The following is a 19,050-nucleotide window of genomic DNA, read 5'->3' on the forward strand; positions in this document are numbered from 1 at the left end:
AAAGTCCTTTCAGACGGGATGCGCTAATGCGTTGGTTGCTGCGCATGTTCGCGCGAACGCTAGTTCGCCGTGTTGTGGTGCTGCTGGTTGCGGCGGTTTTCGCATGTCTAGGCGGCAGGGTATTCGCAGCTGATTACATGATGTGCGTTCCAACCGCCCCGGTCTCAGAGGGGGGCGCGTATCTCTGCCCAGATCAGGGCATTGCGGCAGCTATGGCGCAGTCGTCTGCTGCGTATAACGCGAGTCGCGGCGCATGCGGCCTTTCGCCTGGCCGCGTATCAGTGGGTGCGACCAACGTCTATTCTGCCAGTCGAATTGTCCAGGTGATGCTGGTCGCTGCCAACAATGGTGCGAACTGTGCATCTGTCCGCATGGAGTGGCCTGCGAACGAGTCTTGTCAGGATCGCAACAGAAACAAGCTTGCGGATGCTGCGCCGTGGTACAGCGAGCCCAGTACGTGCATCAGCGGCTGCAAAGTTCAAGGCACTGCGTTCAGCCAGAGCAATGGCGGGGTGAAGGTCTACGGCATGCGCGATCGGTCCTACACGGGCGATATTTGCACGCCACCCCGGCTGGGAAATGAGATCGGCCCGCTCGACAATGAGAAGGAGGACGGAAACAAGCCCAAGCCGGATGAATGCAACGCTCTCGGCTCGGGCCAGACGGCGTGCGTCAAGCCTAATGGCGATCACTGTGCGACGTCCTCGACCGGCAAGACGTTCTGCTGGAAGCCAAACCAGACAGGGGAGCAGAAGTCTGGACCCGACGCGCAGACGAAAGAGCCAACGGGAAAGCCTGTCAATCCGCCTCCCTCGACCGATCCGACGAAGGAGTATCAACGCACCGAAGGTCACCAGAGCACGGTGTGCGTCAACAACACTTGCACCACGTATAACGTGACGAATTTCAATCAGACTGGCGCAGGCACCGCTAAGAACAGCAGCGGGGACAACAGCCCTGATGGCAGCAGCAACACCAGCGGCAATGGCACTCCAGGAAAGGGCAGCGGAAGCGGAAGCGGTGGACAGGATGGCGATCCCGATTCCGCTACGGATAGCGGTAGCTGCGACATGCCCCCGGCCTGTACGGGCGATACCCTCAAGTGTCTGCATCTGAAGTACACGTGGAAAGGCCAGTGCAACACCACGAAAGATGAGGTAACGGGCGGTGGTGATTGTTCGCCGGGGAGCATTCCGGTGTGCATCGGGAAGGGTTGCAAGGCGCAGGAATATGCATCCCTTTTGCAGCAGTGGCGAGGCCGGTGTGCCGCAGAAGATGACCGCGCCAAGCTTGGGCGGGACGCCGCCTCTGGTGCTGCGGACGCAGCTGGTGACAGTGAGTCGGATGCGGTTTCCGACCTATGGAAGAAGGGGCCGGGTCAGGACGGGCAGGGGCTTGACCGCAACAAATTGACCTTGGGTGGGGGCGAGCTTTTTCCCTCCATCGACATTATGGGAACCGCCTGGGCACCGCCCGCGCAGCTGTATTCCGTTCTCGCGATGATCCGCCAGCTTGTGATAGCGGCTGGTGCGCTCGCGTCCATGTACATCCTCTTTAAGAAGTGATCCCTATGGCTTGGCTTTCATTCGATAGTCCCATGCTCGGCGGCTTGGCCGGGATGCTCAACAAGCTCATCAAGCTTCGTGCTGGGCTGTGGGTCGCCAAAATACTGTCCACGCTGGGCTTGGGCTTTGCGGCGCAGGAATTTATCTATGAGCCGATCATCCAGCAGGCCATAACGGCGTGGAATTCCGTTCCCGGCTACATCGCAAACTGGATACATGCCCTTGGGATCGATGTGTTCATTTCGCTGTGCCTGAGTGCATATGGCATCCAAGGAGCGTCTCGCATCTTCCTTTCGCGCAAGTATGAGAGCCCGACATGATTGGTGATACTGCCTCCATCTCTTTGCTTACGGGCCTGCCGGGTTCCGGTAAATCTCTGCGCATGGTCCAGCGCATTGCCGACTTGGTGGAGCAGGGGCAGCACGTATTCACGACCAACATCAACGGTATCAGCGTGCCGGGAATCACGCCGTGGGCTGACCCGACTGATTGGCGCTCCCTGCCTGCTGGAGCTGTGCTTTTTGTTGATGAGGCGCAGCAGTATTTTCGCGCCCGCCGGGGCGGTGATCCGCCCGAGTGCATCAGTGCCATGGAAACCATCCGGCATAGCGGCGTTCGGTTAGTGCTGGCGACTCAGCAGCCCAACTACCTGGACACGCACTTGCGCGGCCTCGTTGGCTTTCATGAGCATCTGCTGCGGCAGTCGGGCAAGGAAAAGACCTTCATTTTCCGGAATCATCAGGTGATGGATGAGGTCCGTCAGGGCCTTAAGCGCATCAAAGCCCTGTATGACCACGAGATGTGGACGCTTCCGGCGAGGTACTTCCAGTACTACAAGAGCGCGGAGATACACACGGTCAAATACCGAATGCCTGCGCTGCTGAAAAAGGCACTCATCATCGCCCCGATTGCGCTGGTCCTATTCGCAGTGCCGTTCGGCTACATGGCCTACACGGGGCTGAAAAAGAAGGACGAAGCGGCCGGGTTGAAGGAGGCGGCGGCTGCGGCGCCGCCGACTGACTCGGCCGGTCGGCCGTCGCGTAACGCCGGTGGCAGGTCCGAGAGCCGAACCGCAGAAGAATACGTCCAGGCCATCACTCCGCAGGTGTCCGACGTGATGTGGTCTGCACCGGGGTATTCGGGGCGTGAGTTCCGCAGCGATCCGCACCTCTTCTGCATGTCGACGGAGAACAGCTGCAGGTGTGTGACGGAGCAAAATACGCGCCCGGTGGTGCCCGTTCGTGATGATGTTTGCCGCGACATTGCGCGCTGGGGTGAGTCTTACAACCCTTTCAAGGAGCCGCAGCAGGCCGTCTATGCTCAGTCCAATTCAAAGCCCGCCGAGCATAGCGGGGAGGGGCAGGGTGGCCACCTGCCGCAGCCCGGGGCCACCGTTGCTGTGCAAGGGGCGTTGGTGCAACGGTGAGCGGGCTAGTGGCATCCTTCGCTCGGCGCGCTGGCGCTGCTATCGTTCTTTGCAGGCTATGGCGCGGCCATTCTGAGTCAATGATTCGATACCCTGCTCGGTCCGGATCAGGTACACGCCGCCCCGGCAGCTGACACTGTCGGGCACCGGCATGCCTGCTCGGTGTACAGGCACAGGTTCCGCGGATTCGCGGATCACCACGGTTTCGGGTTCGACTGCTGCACACGGAACGCGATCGTTTCGTTCTTGGGCCAGTACGCCGCGAGTAGCCATCAGAGCGAACCCTGAGCCTATCAGCGCCATTGCCAGTATGCCGCTCGCCACCTGCCATCCACCCTTGTCCATGTGCGCCCCTGTGATCGTCCTGCGCGCATTCTAGCGGGGGTGTAGGGGCTGCGCCCCTACGGTGGCGCTCTCAGCCGGCCGACTTCCCGAAGTGACGTTCCCGGAAATCGCCCAGGTCCACGACGACGACCTTGACCATCTGACGCCGACCCGCGATTGCCTTACCGGCCTCCGCCTTGCGTCTAGACGCGTAACCGGCCAGCCTAAGTTCCATCTTGTCCCGCCATGCGAGGCCGACAAGGCGCTCCGGGGTCATCCGGTCGCCGTCAGGGCTTACTAGGTAGTTGCCGCGGATGCTCCAGCCTGCGAAGGGGCCGCTTAGGTACTGAGACATGCATCAATGCTCGCTTTGTCCTTGGAACCACGGAGAGGCAAGATCGATGCCAGCACCAGCTTGAGCAGGCCCAGGTAGTACCGGCCAGCATTTAACATAATATACATTATGCGAACTGGCTTATCTGTCCGTCTCCCGGTTCGCGGGCACCGGCCGGCGCAGGCGCAAGCTCTGGATCGGCTCTCGCTTCCCCTCCCGACCGCCGCATAAAGACCAGATTGCAGCCCGTCAGCCCATTGATTCAAGGACAGTCATGGCAACGGCCGTGAGCTGGTTGATTTCACTGCCGTATAGGACCTTGAGAGCGTCAGAATTCGCAGAGAACCCATGCACCAGCTTGTGCACGACGGTCGCCTGCATGATCCGAGGCTGTGCCAGCTAGCGCGCTCTTGATGTCGCCGCCGACTGCTTCCGCGCTGTCTCCAACTTTCTGACGTCGCCAGCCGGTACCAGAACGGTGGTCTTCCGCGCGGGGTCCCAAAGCGCATACGTATCACCCAGGCGGCCAACCAGATTGAGATCACTGAGAGTCTCAGTCTCGATGATCACGGTTGCCAGGTGTTTGCCATTGCCATCGATGATGGCCCGCGCACGCTCGCTTCCTAGCCAATGCGACGCGATCGAGACGTAAACCAGCATCGCTACGATGTACGCCAGCCACGGTGACTCCTTGACGACGCCGGGCACGACCGGCGACAGCGTCAACACAAGCAGGCACGCAACCGTCAACAGCATGCCAATCAGCAGAACCCACGCGCTGGCCCACCAGATGATCGCGCCCAAACCAGTGAAGAAAAGGACCGGCGCGAGCCAGGTAAACCGATTGCGCGCTGTGTTGATGCCCGTAAGCTTGCCCTCCACCCAGCCCCCAAATTGACTCCAATACGCCTGCAGATACAGCGCGCCTTGAATCAGACCAAAGGTCACACATGCCGATCCCCAGCCCGCCACGTCGGCGAGGGACAGTTCCTTCTGTACGCGCTTCACTCGTTCGCCTCCATGCGGTGCTGATATACGCTCAATGCTGACATGCGAAACGGCGCTGCAGGCGAAACGACCTTGCGCTGCAGAGGGCATTAATGTGACGCATCACGGCGAGGCCCCGGCCCCACCCTCCCCGCTCAACTCCTCCGCATCAGAATCATCTTCTCCTGCGACATATCCCGCATCGTGTAAGGAATACCCCCAGTGCCATAACCGGACTCCCTTCGCCCTGCAAACGGCATCCAGTCGGTGCGGAACGCGGTGGGGTCGTTGATCATCACGGCCGAGGCATCCAGCCGGTTGGCCGCGCGCATCGCGATGTCGATGTCCTGCGCGAAGACGCTTGCCTGGAATGCGGTAGGCAGGGAGTTGGCCCGCGCGATGGCCTCGTCAAGTTCCCCATAGCGGTACACCGCCACCACCGGGCCGAAGACTTCCTGCGTGGTCACCCGGGCATCGCTGGCGGGATCGAGCAGCACGGTGGGCTGCAGTGTCGTCTCGGAAAGGCGTTTGCCGCCGGTTGCACACTGCGCCCCGCCCTTCACTGCCTCCTCGATCCACTCAGCCACCCGGTCGGCCTCGCGGGGCTGGATCAGCGGGCCCACCTCGGTGTCTTTCAACGTAGGGTCGCCGGTACGCAGTGTCTTGACGCGCGCGATCAGCGCCTGGGTGAAGTCGTCGGCGATGGCGTTGTGTACGAAGATGCGCTGGGTGGATACGCAGACCTGGCCGGCGTGGTAATAGCCGCCCTTGACGATGGGTTCGATGATCTTGGCCAGATCCGCGCTTCGATCCACGATGGCCGGCGCGGCGCCGCCATGCTCCAGCGCCGAGCGCGCCCCGTGTGCCAGCTTGGCATGCAACGACCAGCCGACCCGGGCCGAGCCGATGAAACTGAGGAAGGCGACGCGCGGGTCGGTGACAAGCGCCTCGGCCAGCGCGTTGCCATCTGGCAGGAAGCTCTGGCACCACGGCTCCGGCAGGCCCGCTTCGTGGACCATCGCCACGAATTCCAGGCAGGACAACGGTGTGGTGGAGGCCGGTTTGATGATGACCGGGCAGCCCACCGCGATGGCCGGCGCCACCTGGTGGACGATCAGGTTCAACGGGTGATTGAACGCCGAGATCGCCGCGACGACGCCGATCGGCTCGCGGGTGGTGAACGCCCAACGGTTCTCGGCCGCGGCTGAAAGACCCATCGGTATTTCCCGGCCGGCAAAGTTGCGCAGCTCATCGGCAGCATTGTGGACGCCATCGATGGCACGGGTGGTCTCGACGATGGCGTCGGGCAGTGGCTTGCCGCCCTCGCGCGCGATCTGCAGGGCCAGATGGTCACGTTTGGCCTCCATCAGCGCGGCCAGCTTGCGCAGGATCGCGATGCGCTGGTGCGGCTGCAGCCAGCCGTCGCGGTTCTTGAACGCCCGCTGCGCGGCGCTGAGTTTGCGTTCCAGTGCTGCCGCGTCGTCGAACGGGATGTCGGCGATGGGCGCGCGGTCGAAGGCTTGTACGACGGTCAACATCGGGGATTCCTTGTATTGGGCGTCAACGCGACCGGCTACGCACAGCCCACGTCGGGCGTACGGTTGCGCAGTTCGTCGACCAGGACGCGGGTGTTCTCGGAGTAGTCGATGGGCACATCCAGCAGGTGGACGCCACCGCCAGCAAAGGCGGCCTCGATCGCGGGCACCAGCTGCTCCACCGCCGTGATCCGGCTGCCTTTCGCGCCATAGGCTTCGGCGTAGCGCACGAAATCAGGGTTGCCAAAGCGCATGCCGAAATCCTCGAAGCCGTCCACCGCCTGCTTCCAGCGGATCATGCCGTAGGCGCTGTCGTTGAGGACGATGACGACCAGGTTCAGACCCAGCCTGACGGCGGTCTCCATCTCCTGCGAGTTCATCATGAAGCCGCCGTCGCCGCACACGGCCAGCACGCGTCGCTGCGGAAACAGCATCGACGCCATCATGGCCGACGGCAGGCCGGCGCCCATCGTGGCCAGCGCGTTGTCGAGCAGCAGTGTGTTGGCCACATGCGTGCGGTAGTTGCGGGCAAACCAGATCTTGTACATGCCGTTGTCGAGGCAGACGATGCCGTCTTCGGGCATCGCCTGCCGCACGTCATGGACCAGGCGCTGGGGCGTCACCGGGAAGCGGTCTTCCTCGGCGCGGTCGTTGAGGCGGGACAGGATCTTCTGGCGCAGCTCACTGGTGCCCGCGTCTTCGACCACCCTGCCCTCCAGCCGTTCGGCAAGCGCGGTGGCGCTGGCGCCGATGTCGCCGATCACTTCGATATCGGGGTGGTAGACCTGTTCAACCGTGGCGGACTGGAAGCCCACATGGATGACCTTGGGCCCGCCGTTGTCCTTCATCAGGAATGGCGGCTTTTCGATCGTGTCATGGCCGATGGCAATGATGAGGTCGGCACGTGCTACGGCTTCGTGCACGTAGTCGCCTTCGGAGAGCGCGGCCGTGCCCATGTACAGGTTGGAACCGCCGGTAACGGCGCCCTTGCCCATCTGGGTATTGAAGAACGGCAGGCGCGTGCGCGCCACGAATGAGGAGAGCGCCTCGGTCAACGAGGGACGGCTGCAGGCCGCACCGATCATCACCAGGGGGCGTTTGGCGGCCAGGATCGCAGCGGCGGCCCGGTCGAGCGCGGCGACCGGGGCAACGGGCCGGTCCAGGGGATGCACCGGAATCACCGGCACCGCGTCCACCTCTTCCCCGGCGATATCCTCCGGAAGCTCCAGATGTACCGGGCCTGGACGCTCCTCCATGGCCACGCGGAAGGCATCGCGCACCATGGCCGGTATGGCCGCGGGGCTGACGATCTGGCGCGTCATTTTCGTGAGCGGCTTCATCGAGGCCACGATGTCCACGATCTGGAAGCGCGCCTGCCTAGCGCTCATCACGGCCTTCTGGCCGGTGATCAGGATCATCGGCCATGCCCCGAGATGGGCATAGGCCGCGCCGGTGGAGAAGTTCAGCGCCCCCGGCCCGAGGGTGGCCAGGCAAACCCCGGGCTTGCCGGTGAGACGGCCGTGGGTGGCGGCCATGAAGGCGGCCGCTTGTTCATGACGGGTGAGGACCAGTTCGATGCTGGAATTTCGCAGGGATTCCAGGAAATCGAGGTTTTCCTCGCCTGGAACCCCGAAGATACGGTCTACGCCCTCGTTTTCGAGTGCGGCGACCAGGAGGTCTGAGCCCTTGGGCATTGCTTCGATCCTTGCGGTGATGAACTACAGAGAGTTCTGTGCCATGGGGAAGAGCGTCGTGTGGGACGACTATACCCCCGGTGCTGTGCACACCCGTCGAAGAGACGGCATCCCGCGGTAGGACGGTGAGGTCCATGGGTGCATCGGAGCCTGCTGGTGTTTGTCACGGTCGAAGCTGCCTGCAGCCTCCTTTGGCTGGCTTGCACATACAGGGCGTACTTCCGGGCGGTTTGACGCAGATGGCGGTGCGATGCCGCCCGCTCTGGATGCGCGCCCTCTCCAAGGCGGCTACTGCCTCCGACAGGAGTTGATGGTGTCGCCGATCCCATCGAAGACCTGTCCGGATGTCACAATCCAGGGCTTGGACAGGATGCAGTACTGGATCGTGCCGGACCCGGGATCGAAGTTGAAGCTGACCACCACCGTGCCAACAACGGGCACCTTTGTGGTGGCCTTGCCCTGGTGCGCCCCCGGCGGGTCGTAGACCGTGCCGTGCTCTTCCAGGCTCTTCTTCTTGACGCAGGTGAAGATCGCCTCGGTGACACCGTTGAACGTCCTGCAGTCCGTCATCACGCTCTCCTTATCTTTCGTGGATGGATGAGGAGCGCCTTCGAGGGAAGGCGCTCCATGCAACGCGCCGAACCAGCCCGCCCCGCGTCAGTTGCACGCCGGAAGTTCGATCTTGGTACACGGGTCGTTGGTCTGCACATAGGCCCGGCACGACTGCTGCAGGCGTGGCCTGAGTTTGTTGGCGGCTTGCGCCTTGGCGGCCGTGCAGCCCGGGTGCGTTTGCGGACCTTTCCCCGTGTTCGCGTAGCCCTTTTCCGCCTGCGTGCACATGGCCGCCGGCGCAGACTGTTTCACTGTTGCCTTGCCCTGGTAACACTGCGCGGCGTGCGCCGCCGGGATTGCGCCCACCAGGAGGGCCGCGACCAGAAGGGTCGTTTTCATGGATACACCTCGCTATGCGTTGATGTCGGATGTCCGGTGACGCCGCTGCGTGCGGCAACCGGCCTTCATGGACTGCCGGGGGCGACGTCTGCGCCCCGCCCTGCCTCGTTCCCCTGTGTTGGAGTGGAGTTGCTTGCACTGGCGCCGGTAGCGCCTATGCGCCCCGTGGTGATGCCGCCGCGGGGCTCGCCGCGCAATGCACCCGATGCGATCCATGCCTGCACCGATGTCAGCCCCACGAGGGCATCGGGCGTACCCAGCCGGATGTCCAGACGATGCTGGCCCGGCCCCAGCCCATACAGCGAACGCGACGCCAGCGCGACGCGCTTGCCGTCGGCATCGACACCGCTGATGATCAATCGGCGTAACGAGCGGTCTGCTGCCGGCATGTCGATCGTGACCGTGACAACGCCAGGGGGCTGTGTCGTCGCCTTGCCCACGGGAAGGCGCAACGACAATCCCACCGCCTGCGCAGCGCCCTGCCCGTCGTTACCGGCATTGGCCACGGTGGATCTGCGCCTGTTGAACACCCAGAAACCCCCGCTCCACGGCCAGCGTCCGATGGTCTGTGCCCCGGCTGCCGGGTCCGATCCGTGCAGCTTGTCTGGAATCGCATCGTCCGGATCCACCGTGACCTTGAGGTCGTAGGCAGTGCCCGCGTCACTGCCGCCCAGGTTCGCGGTGTCCCAGAGCACATCGACATCGGCCTGGCCGCGCGGCGCGATGGTGATGGGTTTGGAACGCGCGAACTCGATGAAGGTGTCCTCGCGCGGCCGCGCCCCATTACCGCGAGCCACGCTGTCGGCCTCCGGGCCACGTGCGTGATAGGCGAAGGCGACCACGACATTCCGGGCGGCGGTGTCGATCGAGTAGTTGTGCACCGGTACCACCACCCTGACCTTGGTGCCCTCCTCCACCCCGCCCAACAACGGCGCGTACTCGCCCGTCACCTCGTTGGGTACGGCCTCGGTGAGCTTCAGGCCGCGCAGCCGGAAGTACGTGTCCTCCGGGGCCAGTGTCCAGGTGCCCTGCATCGCATCGAAGACAATGCGCCACGGCAGGTTGAGCGCCGGGTCGGGCCGACCGCCATACATCTTCTTCCACCACGTGGCGCCGCCGGTGGAGCGCAGGAAGTCGGTGCCGTGCGCGACCTTGATGCCGCCGTTCCCGGTGACATAGACCAGCGTTTCGTAGTGGTAGGCCTTGGATGCGATGCCAGACACATCCGGCTGATCGAGGGTGATGCCGCGCGAGTTGCGCATGGTGCGCTGCGCGACCACGCTGCTTTCCCAGTTGGACGCATCGGACAGGTTGACGGCGCCTTCGTAGTTCGCGCTGCCGTTGAACATGCGCACGTCCGCCGAGGCCCGGAAGCCGGCGGTGATGTCCACGCTGTTGCTGAGCGTGTAGGAATAAGACTTCTCGCTGCTGGATCCCGACTCCTTGGTGTATTCCAGGCTGAAGGTCTGGGCGTTGCCATCGAAGGCACGCTCGATCGGGCTGTTGAGCGGCTTGCCCGCCACCTCAACGGTCTTGCCGGCCTCATTCTGATAGCTGAAGGAGCCGATATCCTTGGCAAACAGGCCCTGCGCCGGGATCTCGGGATAACTGGTGGCGTTGTAGTTCTGGTGCGAGGGGTTGTACCAGTCGTAGTTCAGCCCGCCGCCGCTGTACTCCATCAGCTGCCCGGGAATGACGATGTCGTAGAACGGAAACCGGCTGGACCGCTCCCGGTTCACCCCGTAGACCGGATAGCGCCAGATATCCACCAGGCGCATGTTGAACACCAGGTGGTCGTCCTGGGTGGTGGTCGCCGCCTTCTGCGTGGTGACCGATTGGTAGGCGTTGTTGAGGCTGCGTTCCATGCTGTTGGTCTCGTACGAGACCGCCGTTCTGACCGAGAGCGATGTCTCGAAGGTGGCGATGTTCATGAAGCCGCCACCGACCGTGCTGCCCACGGTCTGCGTCAGGCCGCCGCCGAAGCGGGCGGAGCTGGCATTGGTCGAGGTCTCGGTGAGCGTACTGTCGGTACTGTCGCGCAGGGTGACGTTGAAGGCGGACGGCCCGGAGACGCCGAGCAGGTTGACGATCTCGTACGGCGGGTCCTGCCCGGGCGTAGGCAGTGCGTCGACGTGGCGCGGCGGCATGCCCACCACGTACTGCGGGTCGATCATGTCCTGGATGGTGATGTGCGCAGGATTGCCGAGATACAAGGACTCGCCGCCGCGATCATAGGCCACGATCGGCACCCCGAACACCAGCCCGCCGGCCTCATAGTTGGGCATGCGGTGGCGGTATACCGGGTCAAGCGCCAGGGTGTCGCCGTTGACGCGGGCGACCACGATCTCCGGCACGGTGCGGCCGGCCTGGTCGCCGCGCCCGGGCAGCGCCACGGCCACCTGGTGACGCGGATCAACGCCGTCATTCTTGAAACCGATGAAGTTCCCCGCGGCCACCGAGGGCCCCAGCGCCGTGGTGACAACCGGCGATCGGTCCGACGAAAGCTGTGCCGCCGGGCCTGCCTGGATGACCGGCGGATCGCCATCACGCACCTGCAGCACGCGGCCCATCACCCGTGCGTCTGGCGAGGTATGAACGATCGTCAGCTGCCGCCGGAAGAACGGATCACTTGGCACGGGGGTTGCCTTCGGATCGAACTTGAACAGGCCGGTGGCCATATCGACGTAGGTGTTTTTCGCCACCGGCCCGATCGTGGTCTTCGCCCTGGGTGGGCCGATCTGCTCCAGTGTTGCCGGGTCGAAGTACGCCAGCGCCATCTGGTCGGCGCCGGCATCCTGCGGCACCAGGTAGCTCATGATGAACTGCTCGTGGCCACGGCCCACGAAATCGGCCGAGGCCAGCGCCAGTGACGTCGACCGGCCATTGGCCACGTCAAGCGCGTAGGACGTGCCCACGCGCTTCAGCGTGTGCGTGGTGCCGTTACTGGCATAGCGATAGGCCGCCAGGCGGATGCGCCCGGCGCCGGTACCGGCCGCGGCATCGGCGGCACTGATGATCTGCAGCGTGCCGTCGCCCATGAAGTCGCCGAGGGTGACGGCGACGTCGCCCGTAGGCGCTTCATCGGCCGGGCCGATATAGGAGGCGGCGACCTTCAGCTCCCCCGCCGCGCCCTCCTTCGACGTGCCCGTACCTTCCTTGGGCACCCAGATGATCACGTCGATCTGCAGCCGATGCTGCAGGTTGGCGTAGGCCGCGACGATGGCCTGGTGCGGCTGTTCGTCCTGGCTGGGCCGGCGCAGCAGTTCCCCGACGGCAAGATCAAAATTGCGGCCGACCGTGCTGGTGGACGGGTTGGGGAAGGCCAGCGTTGCACGGCTCCCGTTGTTGATGTTGAGCGGGCTGGTGTACACGGTGATGCCGAAGTTGGTCATGCACACCGCCTGCTCGAAATCCGGCGTCGACACACGGCCATGGCCAAGACGCCGGCGCTGCGACTGCTGGCAGGAATCCCCGGATTGGAGCTTCTGCGCCGACACCGTCCATTGTGTGAGCTGCGCGTCGGCGGCGGCGTAGTCGAACAGATCGCTGTAGAACGAGGAGTTCTGGCTGGCCAGCAGCCCCAGGGTAGCCACCGGGAACAGCGTCAGCTTCTTCGGGTTGTCGATCGGATCCACTTCACCGGGGCGCACCTCGGCGCTGGCGGTGGCAGCCAGGCAGATCGCGGTGACGGCGCAGACCATGCCATGACAGACGCGGCCGCGCATGCGGCGCCAGAGTGCGCACCCTGCGGCACGAAGCGCCGGGTCGGGCAGCGCCTCTTCATCGCCCGTGCCTTGGTATCCCCTGGTCATGCTGCTCTCCCTGCGCCTGGTGGATGGGCATCACTGCTTTTTGCACATCAGCGCCGTGTAGTACGGCGCCTGGACGGCGCTGTCGGACGGCTGCGTGGCCACGGGAACGGTCTTGCCGTCCACGATGCTGAAGTCGCCCTTGGACGCATAGCCGCTGGCGCAGCATCCGCTGGCGCCTGCGATGTCGTGACCGCTGAACGCGATTTTTCCCTGCACGCCGTGCACGTGGTTGCGGACTTCGCTGGGCTCCAGCGGCTTGCCGCCGAACTGGTAGTAAGGCGTGCCGTTGTCGGGAAGCGCCACGATGTAACGCCCGGCCACCGAGTTCTCCGCTTCCCATGTTGCCGGGCACAGGGTCTGCGCCATGAAGGTCATCACGCCCGAGGGCACCGTTGACCCATCCGGATTCGAGGTTTTGATGCAGAGCCCGTACTGCGCGTAGGGCAGATCGCCGCTGGCCGCCTCCGATGCCCCGCTGACCGGGTACTCACCGGAGTCGCCCAGGTTGCCGTTGCAGCAGCCGCCGATCAGCACGAAATTCTTCGATGGCAGCGACACCTTGCCGCTGATGCGCTCGTGCAGGTGCTTGGGGGCGTTCTTGCCGTCCAGCGCATCGCCTGCGAAGCCGCCAACGCCGGCCCCCAGCGGCGCGGGCACCACGAAGCGGCCCTTGGCCCCGTCGACCGATGTCCAGCCTTCCGGACAGGCGCCGGCGAAGTACGCCTCGGTGAAGAATGGCATGGCGTCAGCCGCCGCGGCGATCTGCGGAGCCAGCGCGGACAGGAGAAGCGCGATGGAAAACGGGGCCAGGAGAGGCCGATGGAACCGACGCGTGATAGCCATGTCGCACCTGTGAAGTGAGAGCGAGCCGAATGCAGCCGGAGCCACGCGCCTGCCGGGCATGACGCACCCGGGCAACACGTGGATGGTGAAGCGGGCGATGCCGTTGCCGGTCAGTCGACCTTGCAGGCCAGCAGCTGGACGAAGGGAAGCGCCGAGGCGGATTCATCGGTTTCCACATCCGCCGAATGCGCGCCCTTGCCTGTCGATTGACTGTTGCAGCAACTGCTGGCGGCCGAGATCGAGTGCTCGTTCAGCGTGGCCGACACCTTCGCCTTGTGTTTGTGTTTGCGATCTTCGCGGTCTGCGAGGGCCTTGCCCGAGGTCGAGCCGATCGCACCGGGATCGTTCGCCACCAGCAGCATGCGGCCATTTGCATTGACCAGCCGGCTGCTGCCCGCCGGGCAGGCAGTGCCCGACATGAAGAAGATCATGTTTTTCGGCAACTCCGCCACGGCCGTGCCTGCAGCACCCAGCAAGGCAATCATGCCGATGAGAAGCAACCCAACGGTTCGCGTACGCATCCCCTGCCCCCTTGCATGTGGACGTTCGTATGAGCCTGAAAATCACACCCCGTTTCAATCACATTTCCCACATCTGCAGCGTGCCTGATAATCGAATCCGGGCCAGTAGGCGGACGTTGCATCCGCTCCTGCAGTTGGATCGGAGTATGGACTTAACTCTTTGGAATTACGTGCTCAACGTCGCAAAAGTAGAAAGTGCGCATTATCCATCGCAGGGGATATTTATGCGGCGGCGTGAAGGCCCCCGCCGTGCGGTGCCTGGACTTCCGCCACCTGCGCCGTCGCCCAGGCAACTGGTAGAAATACTGGTGCCATTGCCCAACTAGTACGGTGGCGCGCCCGCGTTGCCGGTGGGTAAATGCCACGGTCGGTCCAGTTGAGCGGGGAAAGACCATGGGCAGGAAAGAACAGACGCCCACGCAACGGGCGGCGCACTTTCCCCGCGTGAAAACCTGCCACCTCCACGGCACGTCACCGACAGGATTGATCCTGCTCGGCGTGCTGGCGACCGCCCCGGTGACGGCCCTGGCGCAGAGCGTGGACGCGGCCACCTGCATCACGGTGCCGGCCACCGTGCCGCCCCAGCAGGTGCGCGCAGACGGCGGCACCGTGGCCGTTGCCGGTGGCACCTATGCCCCCACGGTGGCGGGCGCACCGGCGTTCTATGCAGCCAACGGCGGCGTGATCAACGCCAGCGGTGCGGCGGCCCTGATCACCAGTGCCGCCAACACCGCCACGGTCTGCTCGACCAATGGCGGCGCGATCAACTTCCTGGCGGCCGGTTCAACGGTCAGCCGGCTCGGTGCCGGCGGCCCGGCGGCGCGCGTTGAAGCGGGCACCACGCTGACCTCCAACGGTACGCGCCTGTATACGTCGCTGGCCAACAGCGAGGGTATCCAGGTGGCCGGCGGCAGTTTCATCGGCACGGGCGATGTCATTGCCACCGGCATCGTGCTGGGCACGCAATCCGGCAATCCCGCCACCTACGGCCTGCCGGTCGATGCGGGCGGCGCGCTGGTCACCGATCCCAGCGCCTACGTCGGCAAGGCCGCCACGGCGGCGCATGGCATCAGCGCCAGCGATGGCACGGTCCGGTTGAACGTGGACGGCGCAGGAAACCCCACCGCCGGCACCACCTCGATCTACATCCTCGGTACCGGCGCGGGCGCGGCCAGCGGCAGCCACGGGTTGAATGGCACCAGCGGGGCCCGCTTCACCGTGCACGGGGTGAATGTCATTACCCGCGGCAATTACAACAGCGGCGGGCGTTTTGCCGGTGGCGCGCAGCTGCAGGCCTCGCAGCTGTCCATCGACACCAGCGGTACCGGTGCGGTCGGGTTGGCCTTTGCGGATGCGCAGGGCACGGTGAGTGGCTTGACCATCAACGCGACCGGTATCGCCGCGCACGGGGTGTCGGCCACGGCCGCGTCACAGCTGCAGATCGATGGGCTGGATGTGCGCGTGGCCGGCCAGAACGCGCATGGCGTGATGGCCAGCGGCGGCAGCACCGTAGTGCTGGGCGGCACGCCCGGCGTGGTCATCGCCGCCGGACAAACCGGCCATGCATTGCGCGCCGAGGGCGCCGGCAGCACGCTCACCGCGGACGGCCTGCGCATCTCCACCCTGCTCAACGGCGCAATCGGGGCGCATGCGCTGGACACGGGCACGCTGACGCTCCGCGGCAGCCAGGTATTCACGTCCGGCATCGCAGGGGGCAATGCGGCGGTCGGCCTGCAGGTGGCCAGCGGCGGCAGCCTGATCAGCCAGGGCAACGCCATCCTGACCGGCGTCCAGCTCGGCACCGACCCTGCGTCGGCCAGTTACGGTCTGCCGGTGGATGCCGGTGGCAACGTGACCACCGATCCTGCTGCCTACATCGCCACTGGCACCACCGGCGCGAACGGTGCGCAGGTGTCCGCCAGTGGCGGCACGCTGTGGCTGGACGTGGCGGCCGACGGCACGCCCCTGGCCACGGCAACGCGGATCGAGACGTTTGGCAACAACAGTACCGGCGTGCTGGTGGCGCAGTCGGCGGCGGCCACTTCGCGGCTGCGGGCGGCCAACACCCAGATCGTCACGCACGGCATCAACGCCAATGGCGTGCTGGTGCAGGGCGTAGCCGGTGTCGCCGGGCCGCAGGCCACGCTCACGCAACTGGACGTGCGCACCACCGCCCTTAATTCGAACGGGGTATACGGCCAGGCGGGCGCGCAGGTGAACATCCGCGACAGTGCGCTCACCACGTCGGGAAGTGGGGGTGGCATCCGTGCCGATGGCGCAGCCACCCGGATCACCGCGCGCAACCTGTACATCGGCGGCGGCGGGTCGGGCGGCATCGGCTTGAACGCCACGGGCGGCACCATCGACAGTGCCGGCCTGACCATCATCAACGCCGGGCGCCCGGCAATGACACTCAATGCCGGCGGCGGCACCGCCGGCACCCTGATATCCAGCGGCGACACGATCCACACCGGCGTGCTGCTCGGCACCGATCTGGCCCTGCCCACCTTCGGCCGGCCGGTGGACACCAGCGGCACCGCCATCACCGATCCCACCGCGTTCGTCGCCTCGGGCATCGCCGGTCACGGCGTGTACGTCGGCACGGCCGGTGGCCGGGTCTGGATGAATGTCGATCCGGCAACCGGCCAGGCCACTGGCGCGCGCAACAGCATCACGACCCTGGGCGACACCAGCGAGGGATTCAACATCCAGGGCGTTGGTGCGGTGGCAACGGTTGCCAACGTCACTGTTGCCACACGCGGCTTCGATTCCATCGGTGCGCGTGCCGCCGGGGCCGGTGAAATCCGCGGCACCGGCCTGACCGTCACCACCCGCGGCCTGCATGGCTATGGGCTGGCGGCCTATGCCGACAGCCTGCTGACGGCGCAGGCCAGCGCCATCACTACCAGCGGCGTGCAGGCGCACGGCCTGATCGCCTGGGCCGACAACGGGCGGCTGCTGCTGGGCGGTGGCAGCCGGGTGAGTACCGGCGGCGCGCTGGCGCATGCTGCCGTGGCCTGGAACGGTGGCCGCGTGGAGGTCGACGATTCCGTGCTGGCCACAACCGGCATCGGCGCGGCGGCATTGCTGGTGCGCGGCGATCCGGCGGCGGCGTCTGCACTAATCAGCCGATCGTCGCTGGTCAGTGCAGACGGCCCCGGCGTGGGCGCGATCGGCGCAGCGCAGGTCGACCTGCTCGGCAGCACGGTACAAGGCCGCGATCTGTGGTTGAAGGTCGGCGCCATCGCCGATTTCGACGGTCTCGACGCGGTTGTACCCGTGGTGCCGCCCGACCTGCCCCCCGACGACCCGCCGGTACCGCTGCCACAGGCGCTGGCAGCGCCATTGCCGGCCGCAGAAGCGCCGACGGTCGCGGCTATCACCGCCACCGGCAGCACACTGACCGGTGCGGCCGTCACCCTGCCCGGCAGCGTGTCCAACGTGATACTCCAGGACACCCTGTGGAACCTGACCGGCACATCGACCCTCACCACGCTGGTCAACGGTGCGAGCCGGATCGTGTTCTCGCCACCGGGCGGCGACCCTGCGCTGGCGGCGAGCTACAAGACGCTCACGGTGTCGCGCTATGGCGGCGACGGCACGCTGGCGTTGAACACCTGGCTTGCCGACGATGCGTCTCCGTCGGACCAGCTGGTGGTGGTGGATGGCAGCAGCAGCGGCCCCGGCCTGCTGGACATCCACCGCAGTGGCGGCCTCGGTGACCTCACCGTGTCCGACGGCATCCGCGTGATACAGACCCTCAACGCCACCAGCACGGCAGACAACTTCAGGCTGGCCGCACCCGTCGTGGCCGGACCCTACGAGTACTTCCTGTATCGCGGCGGTGCCGCGACCGCTTCCGGCGCCGACGTGGAGAACAGCTGGTACCTGCGCTCGGTGATCGACTGCGCCGCGCCCGGTGCGCCCACGCCGCCCTGCCCTGCACCGCCGCCGGCACCGCCCCCGCCTGATCCCCCGCCACCGGATCCGCCGATGCCAGCGCCACCGCCCACCCCGGCCTACCGCCAGGAGGTGTCGTTGGTGGTCGCCCTGCCCGCGATGGCGCAGGCTTACAGTCGCAGCCTGCTCGACACCCTGCACGAGCGCGTCGGCGACGAGCAGCTGCTACGCCAGCGCGACGACCTGGATACCGCGCGCAGCGGCTTCAATGGCGCCTGGATGCGCTACGTAGGCCACGATGGCGAGCACGATGGCGGCCGCCGTGGCATCTATGGCGATCGCGGCCCGGACTTCGACTACCGTTTCGATGCGCTGCAGATCGGCGCCGATCTCTACCGCCGCATCGATGCCGACGATCTCAGCCGGCGTCACGGCGGTTTCTACCTCGCCTACGGCAAGGGCAAGGGCGAGGTGCGGCACAACTTCCTGGACTACCGGTTCCATGCCGGCACCAATCGCTTCAAGGCCGGGTCGGTGGGCGCCTACTGGACGGCGTTCTCCGCCAAGGGTGCCTACCTGGATGCGGTGGCGCAGCACACCTGGTATGACATGCGCCTGCAGTCGCCGCGCATGCCCGACAGCTTCCTCGACGCCAACGGTCTGGCGCTGTCGTTGGAAGGCGGATGGCCGGTCATCCTCAACGAGGGCGATGGCGCCCGCAGTGAGGACGGGCGTTGGCGGCTGGAACCGCAGGCACAGGTGATCTGGCAGCAGGTCGACGTGGACAGCCTGCATGACGCCACGGCGCAGGTGCGCTTCAGCGACGGCGATTCGCTGGTGGGCCGCGTCGGAGCACGCTTGAGCCGCAACGACCTGCGCGTCACGGAACAAGGCGAAGCGCGGAGCAGTACGGGGTGGCTGCGTGGCAACGTGTGGCACGAATTCCGCGGCACGCCCCGGGCCACCTTCGCCAGCAACAGCGGCACCGTGCCGTTCGCCGTCGACATGGGCGGCTCCTGGGCAGAGATCGGCATCGGCGGGACATGGCAACTGACCCAGACCGGGTACCTGTACGCCGACATCGACTACAGCTGGAGCTTCGATGGCGACGAGACCGCGTGGAACGGCAAGGTGGGCATGCGCTGGAACTGGTAGGCC

At 65.4% G+C, this 19,050-nt stretch carries 13 protein-coding genes; 4 read left to right on the plus strand and 9 right to left on the minus strand.

From position 1 onward, the window contains the following. Nucleotides 1-26: 26 nt before the first annotated feature. The 3 genes from AC6CHL_RS02000 to AC6CHL_RS02010 are packed head-to-tail and all read left to right on the plus strand — an operon-like array spanning nucleotide 27 to nucleotide 2,991. Complete coding sequence (locus tag AC6CHL_RS02000) at nucleotides 27-1,565, plus strand: A coat protein (RefSeq protein ID WP_498293077.1); 1,539 nt, start codon at nucleotides 27-29, stop codon at nucleotides 1,563-1,565. Between the two features lie 32 nt (nucleotides 1,566-1,597). After that, on the plus strand, nucleotides 1,598-1,885 hold the full coding sequence (locus AC6CHL_RS02005) for a hypothetical protein (protein WP_498293079.1): 288 nt from the start codon (nucleotides 1,598-1,600) through the stop codon (nucleotides 1,883-1,885). After that, nucleotides 1,882-2,991 (plus strand): zonular occludens toxin domain-containing protein, encoded by a 1,110-nt coding sequence (locus tag AC6CHL_RS02010; protein ID WP_498293080.1) that lies wholly within the window; start codon nucleotides 1,882-1,884, stop codon nucleotides 2,989-2,991. The genes AC6CHL_RS02005 and AC6CHL_RS02010 overlap by 4 nt, the downstream gene beginning before the upstream one ends. Nucleotides 2,992-3,406: 415 nt before the next feature. Here AC6CHL_RS02010 and AC6CHL_RS02015 read toward each other — a convergent pair whose 3' ends face one another. The 9 genes from AC6CHL_RS02015 to AC6CHL_RS02055 form a co-directional block, all read right to left on the minus strand. Next, nucleotides 3,407-3,670 (minus strand): DUF3653 domain-containing protein, encoded by a 264-nt coding sequence (locus AC6CHL_RS02015; RefSeq protein ID WP_448133691.1) that lies wholly within the window; start codon nucleotides 3,668-3,670, stop codon nucleotides 3,407-3,409. A gap of 378 nt (nucleotides 3,671-4,048) precedes the next feature. Continuing rightward, nucleotides 4,049-4,657: a hypothetical protein gene (locus AC6CHL_RS02020; RefSeq protein WP_498293081.1), complete on the minus strand. Its 609-nt coding sequence runs from the start codon at nucleotides 4,655-4,657 to the stop codon at nucleotides 4,049-4,051. 134 nt (nucleotides 4,658-4,791) lie between these two features. Continuing rightward, nucleotides 4,792-6,174: an aldehyde dehydrogenase family protein gene (locus AC6CHL_RS02025; RefSeq protein ID WP_498293082.1), complete on the minus strand. Its 1,383-nt coding sequence runs from the start codon at nucleotides 6,172-6,174 to the stop codon at nucleotides 4,792-4,794. A 35-nt stretch (nucleotides 6,175-6,209) separates the two neighbouring features. Then, nucleotides 6,210-7,865: an acetolactate synthase large subunit gene (locus AC6CHL_RS02030; protein ID WP_463601008.1), complete on the minus strand. Its 1,656-nt coding sequence runs from the start codon at nucleotides 7,863-7,865 to the stop codon at nucleotides 6,210-6,212. Between the two features lie 288 nt (nucleotides 7,866-8,153). Next, entirely contained in the window at nucleotides 8,154-8,435 is a 282-nt protein-coding gene (locus AC6CHL_RS02035; RefSeq protein ID WP_448133695.1) for a hypothetical protein, read from the minus strand. Between the two features lie 87 nt (nucleotides 8,436-8,522). Further along, nucleotides 8,523-8,816, minus strand: a complete 294-nt coding sequence (locus AC6CHL_RS02040) for a hypothetical protein (RefSeq protein WP_038688243.1) — start codon at nucleotides 8,814-8,816, stop codon at nucleotides 8,523-8,525. Nucleotides 8,817-8,881: 65 nt separating this feature from the next. After that, nucleotides 8,882-12,628, minus strand: a complete 3,747-nt coding sequence (locus AC6CHL_RS02045; RefSeq protein ID WP_498293084.1) for a hypothetical protein — start codon at nucleotides 12,626-12,628, stop codon at nucleotides 8,882-8,884. Between the two features lie 30 nt (nucleotides 12,629-12,658). Beyond that, the gene (locus tag AC6CHL_RS02050) at nucleotides 12,659-13,471 is read right to left on the minus strand and encodes a hypothetical protein (protein WP_498293086.1); all 813 of its coding nucleotides are present in this window, start codon (nucleotides 13,469-13,471) and stop codon (nucleotides 12,659-12,661) included. Nucleotides 13,472-13,581: 110 nt separating this feature from the next. After that, the gene (locus AC6CHL_RS02055) at nucleotides 13,582-13,992 is read right to left on the minus strand and encodes a hypothetical protein (RefSeq protein ID WP_498293088.1); all 411 of its coding nucleotides are present in this window, start codon (nucleotides 13,990-13,992) and stop codon (nucleotides 13,582-13,584) included. Between the two features lie 393 nt (nucleotides 13,993-14,385). Between AC6CHL_RS02055 and AC6CHL_RS02060 the strand changes: the two genes are divergently transcribed. After that, entirely contained in the window at nucleotides 14,386-19,047 is a 4,662-nt protein-coding gene (locus AC6CHL_RS02060; protein ID WP_498293089.1) for an autotransporter outer membrane beta-barrel domain-containing protein, read from the plus strand. Nucleotides 19,048-19,050: the final 3 nt, after the last annotated feature.

The sequence above is a fragment of the Stenotrophomonas sp. GQ19 genome (assembly GCF_059758695.1).